The organism is Streptomyces gossypii (assembly GCF_025165795.1).
Taxonomy (GTDB): Bacteria; Actinomycetota; Actinomycetes; order Streptomycetales; family Streptomycetaceae; genus Streptomyces; species Streptomyces gossypii.
Genome location: NZ_JAJAGO010000002.1, coordinates 373,680 through 393,634, shown reverse-complemented (window position 1 = coordinate 393,634; position 19,955 = coordinate 373,680). Strand labels below are relative to the sequence as shown.

Genomic DNA, 19,955 nt, shown 5'->3' with positions numbered 1-19,955 from the left:
CGCAGGGGGCGCGTCCCATGTACTGGACGCGCCCTGGTGAACCTCCGCGAGGCGCTGACATACTCCAGCGCATGACAAGTGGAGTGAGCCTGGTGCAGCGACTGCACGTGGATCTCCTTCGCGTTTCCACCAGCATGTGTTGACGCTCGACAGCAGCGCCCAGGGGCGATTGCCCCTCTCGACAGTCCACATGCAGTCCCAGTGACGCGGTGTTCCGCGCCCCGGCCCGGCGCCGGCGCGCCCGGCCGGTGAGCGTTCCGCCGTGCCGTCTCCCCGACTCCCGCCTCGCTCACGCATGTCCGGCCCGGTCGGGAGGGTTCCCCTCCGCCCTTCGACCGTGACATACCGCGAGCTGAGGAAATCCACATCGTGACCCATTTCGTACTCTTCGCCTTTTTCGGGGCCATCGCCCAACTCGTCGACGGCACCCTCGGCATGGCCTTCGGCGTCACCTCCACCACCCTGCTGCTGATAGCCGGCACGTCGCCCGCGACCGCCTCCGCCTCCGTCCATCTGGCCGAGATCGGCACCTCGCTGGTGTCCGGCTTCTCGCACTGGAAGTTCCGCAACGTCGACTGGAAGATCGTCTTCAGGCTCGCGGTACCCGGCGGAGTCGGAGCCTTCATCGGCGCCACGGTGCTCTCGAACCTCTCCACCGAGGTGGCCGAGCCGTGGATGGCCGGAGTGCTGCTGACACTCGGCGCCTACATCTTCATCCGCTTCACCCTCCGGCCGCCGCGCACCGACAAGGCGCAGTGGTCCACGCCCCGGCGCCGCCACCTCGGCCCGCTCGGGCTGTTCGCCGGGTTCGTCGACGCCACCGGCGGAGGCGGCTGGGGCCCGGTGGCCACCCCCGCACTGCTGGGTTCGGGCCGGGTGGAGCCGCGCAAGGTGATCGGCTCCGTGGACACCTCGGAGTTCGTCGTCTCCGTCGCGGCCAGCGCCGGGTTCCTTCTCGCGCTGGGCGACGAGCAGTTGAACTGGGTGACGGTCGCCGGACTCCTCTTCGGCGGCGCACTGGCCGCCCCGCTGGCGGCCTGGCTGGTCAGCAGGGTGCCGACCAGGCTGCTGGGCTCGCTGGTCGGCGGCATCGTGATCCTCACCAACTCCCGCACGCTGCTCACCTCGTACGAGGTGGCCGGGCCCACGCGGGCGGTGGTGTACGTGGTGCTGTCCGCGATCTGGGCGGCGGCCGTCGCCTACTCCGTACGCGGACTGCGCCTCGACCGCGCTCGAGCCGAGAACGCCACGCCCGAGCACGCGGGCACGGGCCCGGCGTAGGCAGCGGCGCCGGGCCGGCGAAGGTCTCCGAGACCTCGGCACCAGGATTCGGACTGGTGAACAGAGGCGCGTATCAGCGCAGTTGGCATAGCACTGTAAGTACATCTGCAATTACAGTCGTACGCACACCTGCAAGCACAGATGCACTTACACGGTATCTGACGCCTGGTCAGGTACCGCGACGGCAGTGAAGGAGCCGTGGGATGCAGCAGATCGACAACGGAGTTCCGGCCCATCGCATCGAGGGAGTCAGCTGGCGCAAGAGCGGCCGGAGCGCCCCGGGCGGCAACTGCGTCGAACTGGCCGCCCTCCCGGACGGGGGCGTCGCCGTACGCAACTCCCGGGAACCGGCCGGTCCCGCCCTCATCTACCCCGGGGAGGACCTGGCCGCGTTCCTCGGCGGTGTCAAGGACGGCGAGTTCGACTCACTGCTCTCCTAGGACTGGTCTGCCCGGCCCCGAGGTCCTGACCCGGCCCGGGGCTCTGACCGGACCCATGGGGCCTTCCGGCACCGCGCCGGAGGGCCCTTCCGTACGCGCTCGCCGCACCCCGGCGGGCGCGTGTGGCGTTCCGGGGGAAGCCCGGAGCAGGCAACGCAGGGGCAGGGTGACGGGAAAGTCGTTGCTTATTTGACGGAATCTGTACCCACTGCCGTCCAGAGTGCGAGACTGATGGTATCCGCCCCATCACACCCTGGAGTTGGGTATGTCCGCCATGATGCGGCCGAGCGGCGAACCTCCGCTCCGGAGCTATCTGGACCAGCCTCAGAACGGGCCCACCGCCCTGCGTATCGTGCTGGGCGCCCGCCTCCGGAAGCTGCGCCAGGAGCTGCACATCAGCCGCCCCGACGCGGGTGAGGCGATCCGTGGCTCGCACGCCAAGATCAGCCGGCTGGAGCTGGGCCAGGTGGCCTCCAAGGAGCGTGATCTGGCAGACCTGTTGACCCTCTACAAGATCGTGGACCCTGCGGAGCGTGCGGACTTCTTCGCGCTGGCGCGCCAGGCCAACGCGCCGGGCTGGTGGCACCAGTACAGCGATGTCATCGAGGACTTCTTCGAACTGCACATCGGGCTGGAGGAAGCCGCCTCACTCATCCGCACCTACGAAGTCCAGTTCCTCCCGGGCCTGTTGCAGACCGAGCAGTACGCCTACGCCGTGACCGGCCTCGGGTACCCGGACTCGCGGCCCCAGCAGCTCGACCGCCTGGTCGAGGTGCGGATGCGCCGCCAGAAACTGCTGGACCGGCCGGAGGCGCCCATCCTGTGGGCCGTGCTGGACGAGGCCGTGCTGCGCCGCTCCTTCGGCGGACCGGACGTGATGCGGGCCCAGTTGGAGCACCTCCTCCAGGTCATGGAGAAGCCGAACGTGACGGTCCAGGTTGCGCCGTTCAGCGTCAGCGCGGCGGCCGCCGGCACGCCGATCACCATCCTGCGGTTCAGCGAGCCGACACTTCCGGACAAGGTCTACCTCGAACAGCTGACCAGCGCGGTGTATCTGGACAAGGAGAGCGAGATCGACCAGTACTCGCTGATCATGGCCCGCCTCGGCGCGGCGGCACATACGCCGGAGGCGAGCCGTGCCTTCATCGAGAAGCTCCTCGCCGAACCACCGGCCTGCTGAGCCACCGGCGAGGTCGGGCCCGCAGGCTCCCCCCGCCCGGATGATCTTTTACGGTCGACGCTTTGACCACGATCCGGCTCGGAAAGTGTCAATTCCATCGACCGGTACGGCCGGCAGGTGGTTCACCCGCTCCCGAAGCGGCCGCGGATGACCGTACGGGCGACGTCTCCGGGCTCCGCGCCCGGTTCGGTGGGCAGGGCGCCGCTCAGCCAGAGGGCGGCGAATCCGTGGACCATGGACCAGGCCGCGAGCTCGGCCAACCGGCGCTGCTCGCCGGCCGGGGGGTCGGGCAGCGCTTGGAGCGCGTCCGCCAGCGCCTGGTCGGCCCGCCCGCGCGCGGCGACGACCTGCGGATCGTCCGGGTGGTAGAGGCCGGGCTGGAACATCACCTCGAAGTGGGCCCGGTGCCGGACAGCGAACCGCACATAGGCGACTCCCGCCTCGGCCAGTTCCTCACCGGCCTCGCCCGGGGCTGCGCCGCGCGCCTCGGCGAGCGCCTCCGCGAGGGAACCGGCGAGCAGCTCGTATCCCTGCGCGGCGAGCGCGGTGAGCAGACCCGCCTTGTCGCCGAAGTGATGGGCGGGGGCCGCGTGCGAGACGCCCGCGCGGCGGGCGAGATCGCGCAGGCTCAGCGCGGCCGGTCCGTTCTGTTCGATCACTTCGACGGCCGCGCCGAGCACGGCGCTGCGCAGGTTTCCGTGGTGATACGGCCGGTCAGTCATGACTCCACCCTATCTTGTCGTTGACAAGATAGGGGAGTGGGTGTTTATCTTGTCAGTGACAAGTTCTTCTCGACCCCTCCTTCTGGAGGTCACCATGGAACCCCTGATCGTCCTCATCGCCGGATCCCTGGCGGCCCGTCTGGCGGGACTTGCCGGTATGGACGCGCTCGACGGCTGGCATCCGGCGCTGCGCGCCGGGCTGGCGCTGATGTTCCTCCTCACCGCCTCCGCCCACTTCCACCCCAAGCTCCGCCCCGACATGATCGGCATGGTGCCGCCCGCACTCCCCCGGCCCGACCTGCTCGTGACGGCCACCGGCGTGCTGGAGCTGTCCGGCGCGGTCGGCCTGCTGATCCCGGCGACGGCCTGGTGGGCGGCAGGCGGCCTGGCCCTTCTCATGATCGCCATGTACCCGGCCAACTACTCGGCCGCGAAACGGCAGGTGGCGCAGGGGGACCCGATCGGAATGCGTACGGTGCTGCAGCTCGTGTTCATCGGCGCGGCAGTAGCGATCATGGCCTTCTGACGTCACCCGGCGCGGCACCCCGTACGACACCCCCGTACGACACCCCCGCAGGACACCGGCTCGGCCCGGCTCCCCAGCCGTGCCGAGCCGTGCCGCGTTCCGGCGCGCCCCCATGCGGCCGCACGGCGCGCCGCGCCGGAGAGGAGAAAGCTCTTATATCGCACATTGATCTCCTTTCCGGGTTTACTGGTCCTGCTCACCGCTGTCCGCCGCGGCCCGTCACGCCCACACTCGGAGGCACAGATGACCACCCTCACGGTCTGGAAGTTCGACTCCCCCGAAGGCGCCCAGCAGGTGGAGTCCACCCTGCTGTCGCTGCAGCGGCAGCAGCTGATCATGGTGGACGACGCGGCCGTCGTCAGCTGGCCCGAGAACCACCACAAGCCCAGGACCAGGCAACTCACCAGCCTGGTCAGTATGGGCGCACTCTCCGGCACCTTCTGGGGCATGCTCTTCGGACTGATCTTCCTGATGCCGCTGCTCGGCGCGGCGATCGGCGCGGCGGCCGGAGCGCTGGGCGGCAAACTCACCGACATCGGCATCGACGACGACTTCATCGACCAGGTGAAGCAGGAGGTCACCCCGGGGACCTCCGCCCTCTTCCTGCTGACCCGGGAGGAGGTCACCGACCGCATCCGCGAGGCGCTCCCCCAGACCGGAAACGCCGAGCTGGTGCACAGCAACCTCGACGCCGAGAGCGAGGCCAGGCTCCGCAAGATCTTCGCGGGCTGACGACGAGCGCCCCGGCCGGCCTGGCCGGCGCCTGGCTGCGGCCAGGCCGTGGACCGGAGCGGGACCGCACGTCAGCGCGGAGTGGAGGTGACCGGGGTGGCGTCGCTCAGGGGGATGCTGGAGAGGGTGAACGGAAGGGACTCCGGGGGGAGACCGGCGACCCAGCGGTTGTACTGGCTGTTGACGACCACGATCCGGTCCCCGACGAGCGACGCCGAGCTGGGGTGGCGGAAGCCGCCGGGCGGGATGATCCGGGCGACGTAGCGGCCCCGGGAGAGACCGGCGGAGAGGGCGATCACGGCCACCTGGGGCGTGAGGCCCGGGGTGTTGTTGATGTTGCCCTGCACCACGTGCAGCCGGCCGTCGCGCCAGACGATCCCGTCGCCGTTGGTCAACAGATGCCCGCCGAGGTCGACTTCGCGCGCCGCGCGGGTGTGGCGGTCGATACGCCACAGCTGGCCCGTGTTGCTATTCACGGTGAACAGGTGACGGCCCACACAGAGAATGCCGTTCAGGTTGTGCTGGCCGTCGACCCAGTCGACGGGCGTGCGGGTGATGTCGAGCCAGCGCTGGAGCGCCCATCGGCCACCGGAACGGATCAGCCGGTAGATCACCGGCCGGAAGGAGTCGGTGGCGTAGGCGGTGCCGTCCGGGGCGAGGGTGATCTCGTTGATGAATCCGCCCTCCACACCGTGGAGTCGGGCGAGCAGCGTGCCGTGAGCGGTGTCGTACACCCGCAGGGTGCCGGTGTCCGCCCCGCCCACGTACAGCCGTCCCGCACGGTCGACGGCCATGCCCGAGGTGGTGCTGCGCCCGTCGGTGCCGTCGGGCGACCAGGGGCGCAGCTCGGGCTCGGTGACGTGGCCCCGGTAGAGGGTTCCGTCCTCGGCACTGCCGACGTAGAGGTGGCCGGTGCGCGGGTCGTGGGCATTGCCGGTGGGGAACGCCCGGTCGCCGGGCACCACATAGCGCTCCGGCAGCGCGCCGCCTCCCCTCACGGAAGCCGGGGCCGAGGGTGCTGCCGATGCGGGTGCGGCCACGGTCAGGGCCGTCGTCGCGGCCGTCGCGGCCGTGGCAGCCGTCGCGGCCAGCACGGTCCGCCGGGACGGCCGCGCAGTCATCAGTGGGGTCGGGGACAGATCCTTCATCGTCAGCTCCTCGCCGGTGGCGCTCTGGTCGGTTGCCGTCGCCCACATGGTCAACCGGCCCGCCGTCGGCTGGTATCGCTCTGCCGTACCCCGGTACGGACGTTCCCTGGTACCGGCAGGACCACCCTGGGACGCCCGGCGTGGAGCATCATGGCGGCATGAACCGGCGCGCCGATCTCGGAGAGTTCCTGCGTTCCCGCCGTGCGCTGCTGAGCCCCGAGGACGTCGGCTTCGCCCCCGGAAGCGGCCCCCGGCGGGTGCCCGGCCTGCGCCGCGAGGAAGTGGCCTATCTCGCGGGAATCAGCGTCGAGTACTACGTACGGCTGGAGCAGGGGCGCAACCCCGGTGTCTCCGACGCCGTGCTGGACGCGGTCGCCCGCGTGCTGCGGCTGGACGAGGACGAACGCACCCACCTGCACCGCATCGCCCGCCACCCCGGCCACACCGCACGCCGGGAGCGGACGCGCCGGGCACCACCACAGCAAGCCAGGCCGGGAATAAGGCAGTTGCTGCACGCGGTCGGCGACACCCCCGCGTTCGTCTTCGGACGGCGCATGGACATCCTTGCCTGGAACCGGCTGGCCGGCGCCCTGATCACCGACTTCGACGCGCTGCCGCCGCACGAGCGCAACCTCGCCCGGCTGGTGCTGCTGGACGAGGACGTCGTCCGGCTCTACCCGGACCGGGAGTTCGTGGCCAAGGACACCGTGGGGCACCTGCGCATCGACGCCGGAAGAAACCCCGACGACCCGGAGCTGGCCGCACTGGTTGGCGAACTGTCGCTGAAGAGTGAGGAGTTCCGCAGGCACTGGTCCATCCACACGGTCAAGAGCAAGTCGCACGGCTACAAGCGATTCGCCCATCCGGTCGTCGGGCCGATGACGCTGCGGTTCGAGACGCTGCGCCTGCCGGACGACCCGGACCAGTTCCTGACCGTCTACACCGCCGGTCCGGGATCGGCGGACGAGGAGTGCCTGCGCATCCTCGCCAGCTGGCAGACGAGGCATTCGCCCCGCGCCCCTTCGCCCTCCACTTCACCCTCCGCCGGGCTCCCCAAGTCATGAAGTGACAACTACGTGCGAATGCAGGGCAGTCGCCATGGGAAGCTGTCGTCAGACGTACGCGGGCAAGGGCCCCGGCGGTCGTCGAGAGGAGCGCAGCGTGACACAGGACGACCTCCGTGCCGGGCAGATCGATACCAGCAGGCCGCACCCTGCCCGGATCTACGACTACCTGCTGGGCGGCAAGGACAACTACGAGGTGGACCAGCAGGCCGGCGACGAACTCGCCACCGCCGCACCCGAGGTGCGGATCGGCCTGCGCGCCAACCGCGCCTTCCTGCAGCGCGCCGTCCGGTACGTGGTCGGCAGCGGCGTCCGCCAGATCCTCGACATCGGCACCGGACTGCCCACCTCGCCGAACGTCCACGAGGTCGCCCAGAAAGTGGCGCCGGACGTACGTGTCGCCTACGTCGACAACGACCCGATCGTGAACGGACACGCCGGCGCACTGCTGAGCGGCTCCGGCACGACCAGCATCGTGCTCGCCGACCTGCGCGACCCGCAGGCCATCGTGGACCACCCCGAAATCCGCCGGATCATCGACTTCGACGAACCGGTCGCCCTGCTCCTGGTCGCGATCCTCCACTTCCTCACCGAGGCGGAGAAGCCGGAGGAGGTCGTCGCCACCCTGCGCGACGCACTGCCGGCCGGCAGCTTCCTCGTCCTCTCGCACGCCACGGACGACTTCGCTGACCGCAGCGCGGCCAAGGCCATCTACAGCAAGGCGACCGCCACCCTGAACCTGCGGTCCCGCCCCGAGGTCGAGCGGTTCTTCGACGGCTTCGAACTCCTCGAGCCCGGCCTGGCCCAGGCCCCCTTCTGGCGCCCGGACACCACACCACCACCGAGGTCGAGCGAGATCGGCTTCTACGGAGGCGTAGCCCGCAAGCCCGCCTGAAGACGCGACGGCCGGCGGCGGGCGGGCCGGGTCAGCCCGCCTTCAGGAGGGCGTCGTCGCGCCATTTGAGGATCTTGTCGAAGCTGACCACCGCGCCGCCGCTGTTGGGCCGGTTGTGGAAGCGGACGTGGTCGGCCAGGGTTTCGATGAGGCAGAGGCCGCGGCCGTCCTCGGCGATCGGGGGCCCCTCGGGCGGGCCCCCGCCGTTGCCTGCGCCGGTGCCTGCGCCGCTGCCGCCGGGAGAGCCGCCGGGGCCCGCCACCGATTCGGTCACGCCGGCGCGGACGGCCCGGGAGACGGTGGCGGCCGGAAAGCCGGGGCCGGGGTCGGTGACCTCGATATGGCACATGTCGCCGTCGATGCAGGCCGTCACGCGGTACGCGTCCGTCCGCTCGTTCAGCCCGTGCTCGACGGCGTTGGCGCAAGCCTCCGAGAGGGCGACGGCGAGTTCGAAGGAGATCTCCGGGTCCACACCCGCCGTCTCCATGGTGCCCAGCAGCAGCCGCCGCGCGAGCGGCACGCTCGCCGCCTCGCGGCGCAGATGGAGAGACCACCAGATACTCATGCTCACCCTCCAGGCTGCGGCTGGTATGGGGCCGCTGAGAGGCTGCAGCTTCTCAGGGCCGCCCGGCCATACCGATACGTATTGCCTGTGTGAGCGGAAGGTAAGCGTGAAAAGGGTGTGACTCCCCTCATTCGGCGGAAGCGGAGTACGCCCTTCGCCGTGTAACGCCTTCCCCACGAATGCCGGAAGTCCGTATTCCGCCGCCCGCCGCAGACAGGGGCAGGACGCGGTGAGATGATGTCGCCGCCATGACTGCCGGTGCGGATCTCAGACTGCTGCGGGCTGCGGTGTTCACCGTGGCCTGCGTCGCACTGTCCATGGCCGGTCACACCCTGGCGGCTGGCTCCGTCCTGCCGCTGTGGACGATCGGTGCCGCCTGCGCGATGGTGTTCGCCGCCGCCGCGCGACTGGCCGGGCGGGAGCGTTCACTGCCCGGCATCACGGCCGCCCTCGCACTGGGGCAGGTCGCACTGCACACCCTCTTCTCCTTCGGGATGCACGGCACCGCCGCGCACTCGGGCGGCGTCGGCGCGAACGCGCACGGCGGTGGCGGCGGCAGCGGGCTGAAGGCGCTGGCCGGGCAGCTGCTGTGCAACGACAGCGCGGCGGCGGCCCTGACCGAGGCCAAGGCCCGGGAGGTGGTCTCCGACGCGGGACTGTCCACCGCGCACACGGCGTACGCCCCGGACCTGGCACACGGCGGACACAGCGGGCACGGCGGGCACGGCCTGTCGGAGACCGCCGTCGACTGCCTGCGCGCCGCCGTGACCGACGCGCTCCAGCAGCTCACCCCCGCCATGCTGCTCGGCCACCTGCTGGCCGCCATCGCCGCGGGCCTGCTGCTGCGCCGCGGTGAGGCCGCGTTGTGGCGGCTGGTCCGGCTCTCGGTCACGGCGGCGACCGCCGCCGAGAAGCTGGTGACCGTCCGCGATCTGCGCACTGCGCTGTCCTACGTACGGGCGCTGCGCGCCGGACTGCTGGCGGACGCCCCCGCGCCCCGTCGCGTCTTCAGGGCGCACGACGAGATCGTGCCCCGCCCCGTGCTCCTCCACCACACCGTCAGCAGGCGTGGACCGCCGCGGGCTGCGGAAGGCCTCGCCCTCGCGGCCTGACGCCCGCGCTCCCGTGGACCGGGGGCCCGAGCACCGCCGCACCCGGGCACCCGGCCCCCGCCCCTCGCGACGGCGGCGCAGGACACCGCATGGCCGGCACGCGGCACACCCCTGGGTTCCGGATTCCACGGTTCCCGGCGGACCGCCCGTCGCCGCCTGCCTCCGCCTGTCTCCGCCCGTCGCCGCCCACCCGCGTCCGGCCTCGCTGACGGCACCACCGGAGGTACGCCACCGGCCGTGCCAGGGCGAGCCACCACGCCTGAACACATCTGACACCTGACACCTGACACCTGACAGAGGTAGCCACACCATGAAGCTTTCTCAGCGCCGGTTCGCAACCACCGGCGTCCTCGCCGCCTCCGCCGTCCTGCTCGGCGCAGGCAGCGCATCCGCGCATGTCTCCGTCAATCCGGAAGAGGCGGAGGCGGGCGGCTACAGCACCGTCACCTTCAAGGTGCCCAACGAGCGTGACGACGCCTCGACCGTCAAGCTCGAGGTCAACCTGCCCGCCGACACGCCGCTCGCCTCCGTCATGCCGCAGCCGGTGCCCGGCTGGGATGTCAAGGTGACCAAGTCCAAGCTGGACAAGCCGATGGAGATGCACGGCGAGACGATCAACGAGGCCGTCTCGAAGGTGACCTGGAGCGGCGGCAAGATCGAGCCGGGCCAGTTCCAGCAGTTCCCGCTCTCCATGGGTGCGCTGCCCGAGGACGCCGAGCAGATGGTCTTCAAGTCCCTCCAGACCTATGACAGCAAGGAGGTCGTGCGCTGGATCGAGGAGCCGAAGGAGGGGGAGAAGGAGCCGGAGCACCCCGCCCCCGTACTGAAGCTCGCCGCCCCGGCACCGGAGGACGGTGACGGCACCGACGTTTCCGCGGACGGAGCGAAGAACGGGGCCGAGAAGGGAGCCGAGGACGGCGAGGGCACCGACGACGCCGCCTCGGACAGCTCGGACGGCACGGACACCACCGCCCGCGTCCTCGGCGGAGTCGGCATCGCCGTCGGAGTCGCCGGGGTCGCCTTCGGGGTACTGGCCGGACGGCGCCGTTCCGCATGAACCGGCCACCAGTCATCGCAGCTGAGAAACAAGAACACCGGGAACCACCCATGCTCAAACGGAAGACCCTCACCGCCGCCGCGGCACTCTGCGCGGCGGCGCTCACCCTGACCGCCTGCGGTTCAGACGACACCTCGGGCTCCGGCGACAAGACCGATCCCGCCGCGAACGTCCAGAGCGAGCAGAAGAAGGGCGGTGCCCTACTCGACAAGCCCTTCGCGAAGCCCGACCTCACCCTCACGGACACGAAGGGGAAGGAGTACGACCTCATCGAGGAGACGAAGGGCAGCCCGACTCTCCTCTTCTTCGGCTACACCCACTGCCCGGACGTGTGTCCGCTGACGATGAGCAACATCGCCATCGCCAAGTCCAAGCTCAGCAAGGCCGAGCAGGAGAAGCTCCGGGTCGTCTTCGTCACCTCCGACCCCGAGCGCGACACCCCGAAGCGGCTGGGCAAGTGGCTCCGCATGCAGGACACCTCCTTCATCGGGCTGACCGGCGACTTCGACACCATCCAGGCGGGCGCGCGCAGCGTCGGCGTGCACATCGAGCCGTCGTACGAGAAGAAGAACGGCGACGTCGTCTCCACGCACGGCGCACAGGTGCTCGCCTTCTCACCGAAGAGCGACGAGGGGTACGTCCTCTATACGGAACGGACGTCCACCGCCAAGATCCTGGAGAAGGAACTCCCGGCGATCGTGAAGGGGGAGACTCCGTGAACCGACGGCGTACCGCCCTTCCGGCCGCCTCCCTGGCGCTGGCCGGGATGTTCGCGCTGGGCGCCTGCGGCTCGGACAGCGACTCGGACTCCGGCTCGGACGCGAAGGCCGCGCCCGCTCTGAAGGCGCACGGCGCCTACGTGCCGCAGCCGGTCATGGCCGACATGGCGGGAGCCTTCCTGGTCATCGAGAACAGCGGCGGCAAGGCCGACAAGCTGACCTCGGTCACCAGCGACCTCACGGACGAGGTGCAGTTGCACAAGACCGTCGACCAGCAGATGCAGCGGGTGAAGTCCATGCCCGTGCCGGCGGACGGCTCCCTCGACTTCGCACGAGGCGGCAACCACCTCATGCTTGTCGATCTCCACCGGAAACCGGTGAAGGGCGACAAGGTCTCCCTCGAACTGCACTTCGAGAAATCCGACGCGATAAAGCTGTCCGTTCCGGTCAAGGCCACCAACCACACTCCCGAGAAGTGAGGGTCTGACGCGTGCTGCCCACCACCTCACCACGGCAATGGCTCACCTGGCTGCTCAGCACCCTCGGGGCGCTGGCGGCACTCTGTGCGTTCCTGCTCGGTACGGCGAGCCCCGCCGCGGCACACGCCGCACTGACCGGCAGCAGCCCGGCGGCCGGGTCGGTGGTGGGCAGCGCACCCGGAGAGGTCACCCTGACCTTCTCCGAGAACATCGCCACCTCCGACGACTCCATACGCGTGCTCGCCCCCGACGGAAAACGCGTCGACACGGGCGGGCTCAAAGACCTCTCCGAGGGCGGAGCCGTCAAGCACGGCACGCAACTGCGCAGCGACCTCGCCGACGGCACCTACACCGTCGCCTGGAAGGCCGTCTCGGCGGACAGCCACCCCATCGGGGGCGCCTTCACCTTCTCCATCGGCGCCCCCTCGGAAACCTCCGTCGGCGCCCAGGACACGGAAGCGGGCGGCGGCACGACGGGCTACCTCTACGACCTGGCACGCTACGCCGCCTACGGGGGCTTCGTGGTGCTCGTCGGCGGCGCCGCCTTCGTGCTGGCCTGCTGGCGGGAGGGGGCGAAGAACGAGGCGTTGCAGCGCCTCGTCTCCGGTGCCTGGGTCGTCATGGCCGCGGCGACCGTCGCCATGCTGGCGCTGCGCGGTCCCTACACCGGCTCGGGCAGCCTGACCGACGCGTTCGACCTGGCGGTACTGAAGGAGACCCTGGACACGAAGTCGGGCACCGCCCTCATGTCCCGCCTGCTGCTGCTGGCGGCGGCGGCCGCCTTCCTCTCGGTGCTGTTCGGCACCTACGCGAAGGACGGCAAGGACCAGAAGGAGGACGGCAAGGAGGGCACGGACAGCAAGGGGGGAAAGCAGGGCAAGGGGGGCAAGCAGGCCACGGACGCCAAGGCCCCCCTCCGTACACCCGCCGAGCGGCGCGACCTCCTCTTCGGCCTCTCCCTCGGCGGCACCGTCGTCGCCGCCGGGCTCGCCGCGACCTGGGCCATGTCCGAACACGCGTCCACCGGCATTCAGACCATGCTCGCCATGCCGGTCGCCGTCGTCCACCTGCTCGCCGTCGCCTGCTGGCTCGGCGGACTGACCTCACTGCTCACCGCTCTGCACCGCGGCACTCCCCCCAGCGTCGCCGCCACCCGCCGGTTCTCCCAGCTCGCTTTCACCAGCGTCATCGTGCTGGTGGGCACGGGGCTGTACCAGTCCTGGCGGCAGGTGGGCTCCTGGAGCGCGCTCACCGGGACCGACTACGGAGTACTGCTGCTGCTGAAGCTGGGGCTGATCTCCCTGCTGCTCGGCATCGCCTGGTTCTCGCGGCGCTGGACGGCCCGCCTCGTCGGTTCCGCCACGGCCGGCGGTTCCGGCGTCTCGGGTGCGGAAGGCCGGGGGGAGGAAGAGCCCGGCGGCGTGGGAGGCGCGGCAGAGGGGGAAGACCGAGAAGACACCGACACCGACACCGACACCGATTCCGAAGCTGAGCCCGTACTCGTGTCCGCGGGCGGTCCCGACCGCGACCCCGACCCGGACCCCGTACGTGCCGCCCAGCTCGCCCGCCAGCGCGCCGCCACCGCGACCGCCCGCCGCAAGCGGGCCAGGGACTCCGACCTGCCCCGCGCCGGACTGCGGCGCTCCGTCCTGTACGAGGCGGGTGTCGCCGTCGCCATCCTCGCCGTCGCCACGCTGCTCAGCGGCACCGAACCCGGGCGGGCCGTGGAATCCGAGCAGGGCTCCGGCGCAACCTCCGCCGCACCGGCCGGGCCCGTCACCGTCGACCTTCCCTTCGACACCGGCGGCCCGAACGGAAAGGGCACCGCGAAGATCACTCTCAATCCGGGCACCAAGGGCAACAACGGGCTCACCATCAAGGCCACCGACCCCGACGGCAAGCCCGTCAAGGCACCCGAGGTCCAGGTCGCCCTCACCCAGCCCGCCAAGGACATCGGCCCGCTCCGCACCACCCCCAACCCCGCAGGCGAGGGCCGCTGGGTGGACACGGAGGTACGGCTTCCGGTCTCCGGCAACTGGCGGATCGCCCTCACCATCCGCACCTCGGACATCGACCAGGTGACCGAGACCAAGACCGTCCGCATCGGCTGATCAGCCCGGACACGCCAGCACAGACGACCAGCACAGACGCACCAGCAAGAAGAAGGAATCCCGGTCCCCGTAATGAACGACAACGACATCAGCCTCTCCCGGCGCCGTCTCCTCGGTACCGTCGGCGCCGCCGGGGCGACCGGGCTGGCGATGGGCGCGGGCGGCGGCGTCCTCGGCCAGTCCGCCGCCCAGGCAGATCCGCCGAGGGCACTGGCCAGCGTCGGTTCGGCAACCGTCGCCTTCCACGGCCGGCACCAGGCCGGAATCACCACGCCGCTCCAGACCCACTGTCACCTCGCCGCCTTCGACCTCGCCCCCGGCGCCGGCCGCAAGCAGGCCGCCGCCCTGCTGCGCCGCTGGTCACGCACCGCAGCCGAACTGATGACGGGCGAGGCCGACGGGACGGGCGGGTCTGACCGGTCGCGCGAGTCGGAAGCAAAAGCGGAGCCCGCCTCCGGCATCGCACTGGACGCGGGCCCGTGCTCGCTCACCGTCACCTTCGGCTTCGGCCGCAGCTTCTTCACTCGTACGAAGCTCACCTCCCAGCGCCCCGACGCCCTCGCGCCACTCCCCCCGTTCTCCGCCGACGCACTCGACGCCAAGCGCTCGGACGGCGACCTGTGGGTGCAGATCGGCGCCGACGACAGCCTTGTCGCCTTCCACGCGCTGCGCGCGCTCCAGCGCGCGGCGGACGGCACGGCGAGGGTGCGCTGGCAGATGAGCGGGTTCAACCGTTCCGCCGGGGCCACCCCCGCACCCATGACCCAGCGCAACCTCATGGGCCAGGTCGACGGCACCAACAACCCCAAAACCTCCGACCCCGACTTCGCCGAACGGATCTTCCTGCCCACCGGCGGCTCGCCCGGCTGGATGACGGGCGGCTCGTATGCGGTCTTCCGCCGCATCCGGATGCTCCTGGACCGCTGGGACGACCTCTCGCCCGGCGCCCAGGAGCAGGTGATCGGCCGCCGGAAGTCCGACGGCGCCCCGCTGTCCGGCGGCACCGAGACGACGGCCGTCGCGCTGGACAAGCGGAAGTCCGACGGCGGCCTGGCCATCGCCGCCGACGCACACGTACGAGTGAGCGCCCCCGAGACCAACGGCGACGCCGCCATGCTGCGCCGCTCCTTCTCCTACCACGACGGTTTCCGCGAGGACGGCGCTCCCGACGCCGGCCTGCTCTTCGTCGCCTGGCAGGCCGACCCGCTTCGCGGCTTCGTGCCGGTGCAGCGCAAGCTCGACAGCGGCGACGCGCTCTCCCCGTTCATCCGGCACGAGGCGAGCGCGCTGTTCGCGGTCCCGGGCGGCCCCGGCAAGGGCGAGTACGTGGGGCAGCGGCTGCTCGAAGGCTGACGGCCTGGTGAGAAGCGGAGACCGGCGCCGCCCGCACCCCTCGCGCGACTACTGTGGACCGCATGTCACCCGCGAGTCGCTACACCTACCTCGGCCCCGAGGGGACCTTCACCGAGGCCGCTCTCCGTACGCTGCCCGAGGCCGCCACCCGCGAACTGGTACCGATGGTGTCGGTACCCGCCGCGCTGGACGCCGTACGGACCGGGGAGGCCGCGGCCGCGCTGGTGCCGATCGAGAACTCCGTCGAGGGCGGCGTCACCGCCACGCTCGACGAGCTGGCGAGCGGCGAGCCGCTGATGATCTACCGCGAGGTGCTGCTGCCGATCAGCTTCGCGCTGCTGGTGCGGCCCGGCACGCAGCTGACGAGCGTGAAGACGGTGACCGGACACCCCGTCGCGCAGCCGCAGGTGCGCAACTGGCTGGCCGCGCGGCTGCCGGAAGCCGTCTGGGAGTCGGCCGCCTCGAACGCGGACGGCGCCCGGCTGGTGCAGGAGGGGCGCTACGACGCGGCGTTCGCGGGCGAGTTCGCCGCCGGTCCGTACGGGCTGGAGGCGCTGGTCACCGACATCCACGACGCGGAGAACGCGACGACCCGCTTCGTGCTGGCGGGGCGCCCCGCGCGGCCCGCCGCCCCGACCGGCGCGGACAAGACCTCGGTCGTGATGTGGCTGCGCGAGGACCACCCCGGCGCGCTGCTGGAGCTTCTCCAGGAGTACGCGTCGCGCGGGGTGAGCATGATGCGCATCGAGTCCCGGCCGACGGGTGAGGGCATCGGCCGCTACTGCTTCTCGGTGGACTGCGAGGGGCATGTCGCCGACCGGCGGGTGGGCGATGTGCTGATGGGGCTGAAGCGCGCGTGTCAGCGGGTGCGGTTCCTGGGGTCGTATCCGCGGGCGGACGAGGTGTGGCCGACGCTGGCGCCCGGCACGACGGACGAGGAGTTCGTGGCGGCGGCGGACTGGCTGAACCGTTGCATGGACGGCCGGGCCTGAACCATCGCTGCGGCGGGTCGGCGTACGGCTGAACGACGGCTGGACCAGGACTGACCTGCGGGTGTCCCGCATGCGTCGCAGCGCTCGCTCAAAGTTATCCACAGGGTGGCGGGTGGTGCTGTGCATAAGTCGACAGACGAATCGGACCGAGTCGACAAAACACCATGGAGACCCCAGGTCCGACCACAGCCTCCCGGATCGACTCGCGTTACCCCAATTCTCTCGAACACCGCACCGGAGTGAGGCAATCCCCCTCGAATGAGGGTGTATTCCGAACACAAACCGGGAATTCTGCGCCAGCGGACATTACCGCCAAATGATCTTCCTCATTTTCCACAGGCCCCCAATGCCCCCTGTGGAAAACTTGAGGAGGAACCCAACACCTGTGGATAACTCTCAACTCCTGGGCCCCTACTCCCCGTACACCCGCCCCTCCCAGCGGTGCGGGCTCCGCCCACCGGAATCCGGGAATTCACCGAACTCCACTCGCCTCCCCTTCGCACCGCCGCGCTCCGCCGCCCCACTCTTCTTTCACAAATAGGGCATATCACCAGAGAACGGGATATCAGGTCGAGCGGTTCGAGCGGCACCGGTACCCTGGCCGGGTGATTGACCTTCGGCTCCTCCGTGACGACCCCGACCGTGTACGCGCCTCGCAGCGCGCCCGTGGAGAGGACGTCGACACCGTCGACGCGCTGATCTCCGCCGATGAGCGCAGCCGGTCGTCCAGCGTCCGCTTCGATCAGCTGCGCTCCGAGCAGAAGCAGCTGGGCAAGCTGATCCCCAAAGCCGCGGGTGACGAGAAGGCCGCGCTGCTCGCGAAGGCGGGCGAGCTCTCCGCCGCCGTCAAGGCCGCCGACGCCGAGCAGGACGAGGCGGCCGCCGAGACCCAGCGGCTGCTGCGCACGCTGGGCAACCTGGTGCACCCCGACGTCCCGGTGGGCGGCGAAGAGGACTTCACCGTCCTCGAAACGCTCGGTGAGCGGCGCGACTTCGAAGCCGAGGGCTTCACTCCCAGGGACCATCTGGAGCTGGGCCAGCTGCTCGGCGCCATCGACGTGGAGCGCGGCGCGAAGGTGTCCGGCTCGCGCTTCTACTACCTCACCGGCGTCGGCGCCCTGCTGGAGCTGGCCCTGGTGAACGCCGCGATCGCCCAGGCGACCGAGGCGGGCCTGACCCCGATGCTGACGCCCGCCCTGGTCAAGCCGCAGGCAATGGAGGGCACCGGTTTCCTGGGCCAGGCGGCCGAGAACGTCTACCACCTGGAGCAGGACGACCTCTATCTCGTCGGCACCTCCGAGGTCCCGCTGGCCGCCTACCACATGGACGAGATCATCGAGGCGAAGCGGCTGCCGCTGCGGTACGCCGGGTTCTCGCCCTGCTTCCGGCGCGAGGCGGGTACGTACGGCAAGGACACCAGGGGCATCTTCCGGGTGCACCAGTTCGACAAGGTCGAGATGTTCTCCTTCGTCGCGCCGGAGGAGGCGCAGGCCGAGCACCAGCGGCTGCTGGAGTGGGAGAAGCAGTGGCTGACCGGGCTCGGGCTGCCCTTCCAGGTGATCGACGTGGCAACCGGTGATCTGGGCGCCTCCGCCTCGCGCAAGTTCGACTGCGAGGCGTGGATCCCGACTCAGGGCAAGTTCCGCGAGCTGACCTCGGCCTCCAACTGCGACGAGTTCCAGGCCCGGCGGCTGTCGGTGCGGATGCGCGACGGCAAGCACGTACGGCCGCTGGCGACGCTGAACGGCACGCTGTGCGCCGTGCCGCGCACGATCGTGGCGCTGCTGGAGAACCACCAGCAGCCGGACGGCTCGGTGTGGGTGCCGGAAGTGCTGCGTCCGTATCTGGGCGGGCGTGCGGTGCTGGAACCGGTCGCCCGGTGACCGCCGGCATCCTGCCGGGAGCCGGTGCCCCCCTGGCATCCTTTCCCTACAAGCTGATCGCCACCGACCTGGACGGGACGCTGCTGCGCTCCGACGACTCGATATCCCGCCGCACCACGGACGCGCTGGACGCCGCGTGCGCGCGGGGTGCGGCGCACCTCGTGGTGACCGGGCGCGCGGTGCCCTGGACGAGGCATGTGCTGGCTGAGCTGGGCCACACCGGGCTGGCGGTCTGCGGACAGGGCGCACAGGTGTACCACGCGGGCGAGGGGCGCCTGCTGACCTCGGTGACCCTGGACCGGCAGCTGGCCCGGCTGGCGGTGGAGAAGATCGAGGCGGAGGTCGGCCCGCTGGCGCTCGCCGCCTCGCGTGACGGGCTGGACGGTCAGGTGCTCGTCGGGCCCGGCTACCGGCAGCAGGAGGGCCCGCTTCCGGCGACGCCGTACGAGGACCGGGCGGACGTGTGGGCCGAGCCGCTGAACAAGCTCTATCTCCAGCACCCGACCCTGGGCGACGACGCGCTGGCCTCCGCCGCACGGTCGGCGGCGGGGGATCTGGTGGGCGTGATGATGTCGGGCGCGGGGATCGTCGAACTCCTGCCGCTGGGGCTCAGCAAGGCGAAGGGCCTGTCGCTGGCCGCCCGGCGGCTGGGCGTGCGCGCCTCGGAGACGATCGCCTTCGGGGACATGCCGAACGACATACCGATGTTCGCGTGGTCGGCACACGGGGTCGCGATGGGGAACGCGCATCCGGAGCTGCTGGCGGTGGCCGACGAGGTCACGGCGCCGCAGGACGAGGACGGTATAGCGGTGGTCCTGGAGAAGCTGCTCGCCGGCGGCTGACCGCCGACGGCCGGGACCAGTCGACCGGCCCCCGGTGTGCGGCCCCAGCCGTGCGCACCCAGCCGTGCCCGCCCAACCGTGCGGACCCCGTCCGGGCTTCCTCCGGACGGGGCCACCGCGTCAGCCCTCGGCCGCCAGGGTCAGCGTCCGCAGCTTCTGCCCCGCCCACCAGGTGCCGCCGACGGTCACCGCCACGAGCAGCACGACGGCGACCGGCACCCCCACGTCGGAGCTGATCAGCCCGTCACCGGCGATCTCCTCGGCCAGCGACAGCGACCACTGCTGTACGGAGAGCGTGCGCGCCCCGGCCACCAGGCTGCCGAACAGCGCTTCCCAGATCAGGGCGTAGACAAGGCCGATGACGACGGCGTGCCTGCTGACCGTGCCGAGCAGCAGGAAGACCGCGCTGTACGCGATGGAGGCGACGACCGCCGCGAAGGTGTAGGCGACCGCCAGCTGCTGGCTGTTGCCGTTCAGGATGAAGCCCGCGAGGAGGGTGGGGAGCGCCGAGAAGAGGATGCTCACCCCGACGGCGACGAAGAGTTTGGTGATGATGATCGTCGGCCGCTTCAGCGGTTTGGACAGCAGATAGACGACGGAGCCGTCGTCTATCTCCGGGCCGATCGCGCCCGTACCGGCGATGACGCCGATCAGCGGGACCATGGTGGCGAGTGCGAAGCCGCCGAGGAGTTCGGCCGTCACCGCGTCGTCGGCGCCGACCATCGCGCGGACGACACCCGCGACGATGAGCAGCAGCACGGGCAGGGCACACAGGAGCAGTGCGCGGCGGCGGCCGAGGAGTGCCCGGTAAGTGAGCCGGGCGACAGTGGGGTTGTACATCGCTCAGTCTCCTT

At 70.7% G+C, this 19,955-nt stretch carries 20 protein-coding genes; 16 read left to right on the top strand and 4 right to left on the bottom strand.

The features are described 5' to 3' along the window. Window positions 1–369: 369 nt before the first annotated feature. The 3 genes from LHJ74_RS05270 (at window position 370) to LHJ74_RS05260 (ending at window position 2,901) form a co-directional block, all read left to right on the top strand. Entirely contained in the window at window positions 370–1,281 is a 912-nt protein-coding gene (locus LHJ74_RS05270; RefSeq protein ID WP_260216323.1) for a sulfite exporter TauE/SafE family protein, read from the top strand. 203 nt (window positions 1,282–1,484) lie between these two features. Continuing rightward, window positions 1,485–1,721, top strand: coding sequence for a DUF397 domain-containing protein (locus LHJ74_RS05265; protein WP_260216322.1), 237 nt, complete (start codon window positions 1,485–1,487; stop codon window positions 1,719–1,721). A gap of 265 nt (window positions 1,722–1,986) precedes the next feature. Continuing rightward, window positions 1,987–2,901 carry a Sco1979 family transcriptional regulator gene (locus tag LHJ74_RS05260; RefSeq protein ID WP_260216321.1) on the top strand — a complete coding sequence of 305 codons (915 nt, stop codon included), beginning with the start codon at window positions 1,987–1,989 and terminating at the stop codon, window positions 2,899–2,901. 122 nt (window positions 2,902–3,023) lie between these two features. Here the strand turns inward: LHJ74_RS05260 and LHJ74_RS05255 are convergent, their stop codons facing one another. Next, on the bottom strand, window positions 3,024–3,623 hold the full coding sequence (locus LHJ74_RS05255) for a TetR/AcrR family transcriptional regulator (RefSeq protein ID WP_260216320.1): 600 nt from the start codon (window positions 3,621–3,623) through the stop codon (window positions 3,024–3,026). Between the two features lie 94 nt (window positions 3,624–3,717). On the opposite strand from LHJ74_RS05255, the gene LHJ74_RS05250 reads away from it, so the two are divergent. Continuing rightward, a complete protein-coding gene (locus LHJ74_RS05250; protein ID WP_260216319.1) occupies window positions 3,718–4,149 on the top strand; it encodes a DoxX family protein in 432 nt (143 codons plus the stop codon). Window positions 4,150–4,392: 243 nt separating this feature from the next. Next, on the top strand, window positions 4,393–4,881 hold the full coding sequence (locus LHJ74_RS05245) for a DUF1269 domain-containing protein (protein WP_260216318.1): 489 nt from the start codon (window positions 4,393–4,395) through the stop codon (window positions 4,879–4,881). Window positions 4,882–4,952: 71 nt separating this feature from the next. Here LHJ74_RS05245 and LHJ74_RS05240 read toward each other — a convergent pair whose 3' ends face one another. Then, a complete protein-coding gene (locus tag LHJ74_RS05240) occupies window positions 4,953–6,029 on the bottom strand; it encodes an SMP-30/gluconolactonase/LRE family protein (RefSeq protein WP_260216317.1) in 1,077 nt (358 codons plus the stop codon). Window positions 6,030–6,187: 158 nt separating this feature from the next. On the opposite strand from LHJ74_RS05240, the gene LHJ74_RS05235 reads away from it, so the two are divergent. After that, on the top strand, window positions 6,188–7,093 hold the full coding sequence (locus LHJ74_RS05235) for a helix-turn-helix transcriptional regulator (RefSeq protein ID WP_260216316.1): 906 nt from the start codon (window positions 6,188–6,190) through the stop codon (window positions 7,091–7,093). Window positions 7,094–7,190: 97 nt separating this feature from the next. Beyond that, window positions 7,191–7,988 carry an SAM-dependent methyltransferase gene (locus tag LHJ74_RS05230; protein WP_260216315.1) on the top strand — a complete coding sequence of 266 codons (798 nt, stop codon included), beginning with the start codon at window positions 7,191–7,193 and terminating at the stop codon, window positions 7,986–7,988. 31 nt (window positions 7,989–8,019) lie between these two features. On the opposite strand, the gene LHJ74_RS05225 is transcribed toward LHJ74_RS05230, so the two are convergent. Continuing rightward, window positions 8,020–8,553, bottom strand: coding sequence for an ATP-binding protein (locus LHJ74_RS05225; RefSeq protein WP_260216314.1), 534 nt, complete (start codon window positions 8,551–8,553; stop codon window positions 8,020–8,022). A 248-nt stretch (window positions 8,554–8,801) separates the two neighbouring features. On the opposite strand from LHJ74_RS05225, the gene LHJ74_RS05220 reads away from it, so the two are divergent. The 9 genes from LHJ74_RS05220 to LHJ74_RS05180 all read left to right on the top strand — a co-directional run bounded on the left by LHJ74_RS05220 (window position 8,802) and on the right by LHJ74_RS05180 (window position 19,101). Then, window positions 8,802–9,665 carry a hypothetical protein gene (locus tag LHJ74_RS05220; RefSeq protein WP_260216313.1) on the top strand — a complete coding sequence of 288 codons (864 nt, stop codon included), beginning with the start codon at window positions 8,802–8,804 and terminating at the stop codon, window positions 9,663–9,665. Window positions 9,666–9,975: 310 nt separating this feature from the next. After that, window positions 9,976–10,722 carry a YcnI family copper-binding membrane protein gene (locus LHJ74_RS05215; protein ID WP_260216312.1) on the top strand — a complete coding sequence of 249 codons (747 nt, stop codon included), beginning with the start codon at window positions 9,976–9,978 and terminating at the stop codon, window positions 10,720–10,722. Between the two features lie 50 nt (window positions 10,723–10,772). Further along, window positions 10,773–11,441: an SCO family protein gene (locus tag LHJ74_RS05210; protein ID WP_260216311.1), complete on the top strand. Its 669-nt coding sequence runs from the start codon at window positions 10,773–10,775 to the stop codon at window positions 11,439–11,441. Then, window positions 11,438–11,920: a copper chaperone PCu(A)C gene (locus LHJ74_RS05205; RefSeq protein ID WP_260216310.1), complete on the top strand. Its 483-nt coding sequence runs from the start codon at window positions 11,438–11,440 to the stop codon at window positions 11,918–11,920. Before LHJ74_RS05210 ends, LHJ74_RS05205 begins: the two co-directional genes overlap by 4 nt. Window positions 11,921–11,934: 14 nt before the next feature. Continuing rightward, window positions 11,935–14,031 carry a copper resistance CopC/CopD family protein gene (locus LHJ74_RS05200; protein WP_260216560.1) on the top strand — a complete coding sequence of 699 codons (2,097 nt, stop codon included), beginning with the start codon at window positions 11,935–11,937 and terminating at the stop codon, window positions 14,029–14,031. A gap of 72 nt (window positions 14,032–14,103) precedes the next feature. Further along, window positions 14,104–15,384 (top strand): iron uptake transporter deferrochelatase/peroxidase subunit, encoded by a 1,281-nt coding sequence (efeB, locus tag LHJ74_RS05195; protein WP_260216309.1) that lies wholly within the window; start codon window positions 14,104–14,106, stop codon window positions 15,382–15,384. Window positions 15,385–15,446: 62 nt separating this feature from the next. Continuing rightward, window positions 15,447–16,376: a prephenate dehydratase gene (gene pheA, locus LHJ74_RS05190; RefSeq protein ID WP_260216308.1), complete on the top strand. Its 930-nt coding sequence runs from the start codon at window positions 15,447–15,449 to the stop codon at window positions 16,374–16,376. Between the two features lie 605 nt (window positions 16,377–16,981). Further along, window positions 16,982–18,259, top strand: coding sequence for a serine--tRNA ligase (gene serS, locus LHJ74_RS05185; protein WP_260216307.1), 1,278 nt, complete (start codon window positions 16,982–16,984; stop codon window positions 18,257–18,259). A gap of 32 nt (window positions 18,260–18,291) precedes the next feature. Next, the gene (locus tag LHJ74_RS05180; protein ID WP_260216559.1) at window positions 18,292–19,101 is read left to right on the top strand and encodes an HAD family hydrolase; all 810 of its coding nucleotides are present in this window, start codon (window positions 18,292–18,294) and stop codon (window positions 19,099–19,101) included. A 120-nt stretch (window positions 19,102–19,221) separates the two neighbouring features. Here the strand turns inward: LHJ74_RS05180 and LHJ74_RS05175 are convergent, their stop codons facing one another. Next, complete coding sequence (locus LHJ74_RS05175) at window positions 19,222–19,941, bottom strand: ABC transporter permease subunit (protein WP_260216306.1); 720 nt, start codon at window positions 19,939–19,941, stop codon at window positions 19,222–19,224. Between the last annotated feature and the right edge of the window lie 14 nt (window positions 19,942–19,955).

What these genes read in the sequence shown, in the direction of transcription:
- LHJ74_RS05240 (WP_260216317.1), bottom strand. Translation starts at nt 6,029, where the DNA reads ATGAAGGATCTGTCCCCGACCCCACTGATGACTGCGCGGCCGTCCCGG.
- LHJ74_RS05210 (WP_260216311.1), top strand. Translation starts at nt 10,773, where the DNA reads ATGCTCAAACGGAAGACCCTCACCGCCGCCGCGGCACTCTGCGCGGCG.
- pheA (WP_260216308.1), top strand. Translation starts at nt 15,447, where the DNA reads ATGTCACCCGCGAGTCGCTACACCTACCTCGGCCCCGAGGGGACCTTC.
- LHJ74_RS05215 (WP_260216312.1), top strand. Translation starts at nt 9,976, where the DNA reads ATGAAGCTTTCTCAGCGCCGGTTCGCAACCACCGGCGTCCTCGCCGCC.
- LHJ74_RS05175 (WP_260216306.1), bottom strand. Translation starts at nt 19,941, where the DNA reads ATGTACAACCCCACTGTCGCCCGGCTCACTTACCGGGCACTCCTCGGC.
- LHJ74_RS05250 (WP_260216319.1), top strand. Translation starts at nt 3,718, where the DNA reads ATGGAACCCCTGATCGTCCTCATCGCCGGATCCCTGGCGGCCCGTCTG.
- LHJ74_RS05220 (WP_260216313.1), top strand. Translation starts at nt 8,802, where the DNA reads ATGACTGCCGGTGCGGATCTCAGACTGCTGCGGGCTGCGGTGTTCACC.
- LHJ74_RS05265 (WP_260216322.1), top strand. Translation starts at nt 1,485, where the DNA reads ATGCAGCAGATCGACAACGGAGTTCCGGCCCATCGCATCGAGGGAGTC.
- LHJ74_RS05225 (WP_260216314.1), bottom strand. Translation starts at nt 8,553, where the DNA reads ATGAGTATCTGGTGGTCTCTCCATCTGCGCCGCGAGGCGGCGAGCGTG.
- LHJ74_RS05255 (WP_260216320.1), bottom strand. Translation starts at nt 3,623, where the DNA reads ATGACTGACCGGCCGTATCACCACGGAAACCTGCGCAGCGCCGTGCTC.
- LHJ74_RS05235 (WP_260216316.1), top strand. Translation starts at nt 6,188, where the DNA reads ATGAACCGGCGCGCCGATCTCGGAGAGTTCCTGCGTTCCCGCCGTGCG.
- LHJ74_RS05260 (WP_260216321.1), top strand. Translation starts at nt 1,987, where the DNA reads ATGTCCGCCATGATGCGGCCGAGCGGCGAACCTCCGCTCCGGAGCTAT.
- LHJ74_RS05245 (WP_260216318.1), top strand. Translation starts at nt 4,393, where the DNA reads ATGACCACCCTCACGGTCTGGAAGTTCGACTCCCCCGAAGGCGCCCAG.
- efeB (WP_260216309.1), top strand. Translation starts at nt 14,104, where the DNA reads ATGAACGACAACGACATCAGCCTCTCCCGGCGCCGTCTCCTCGGTACC.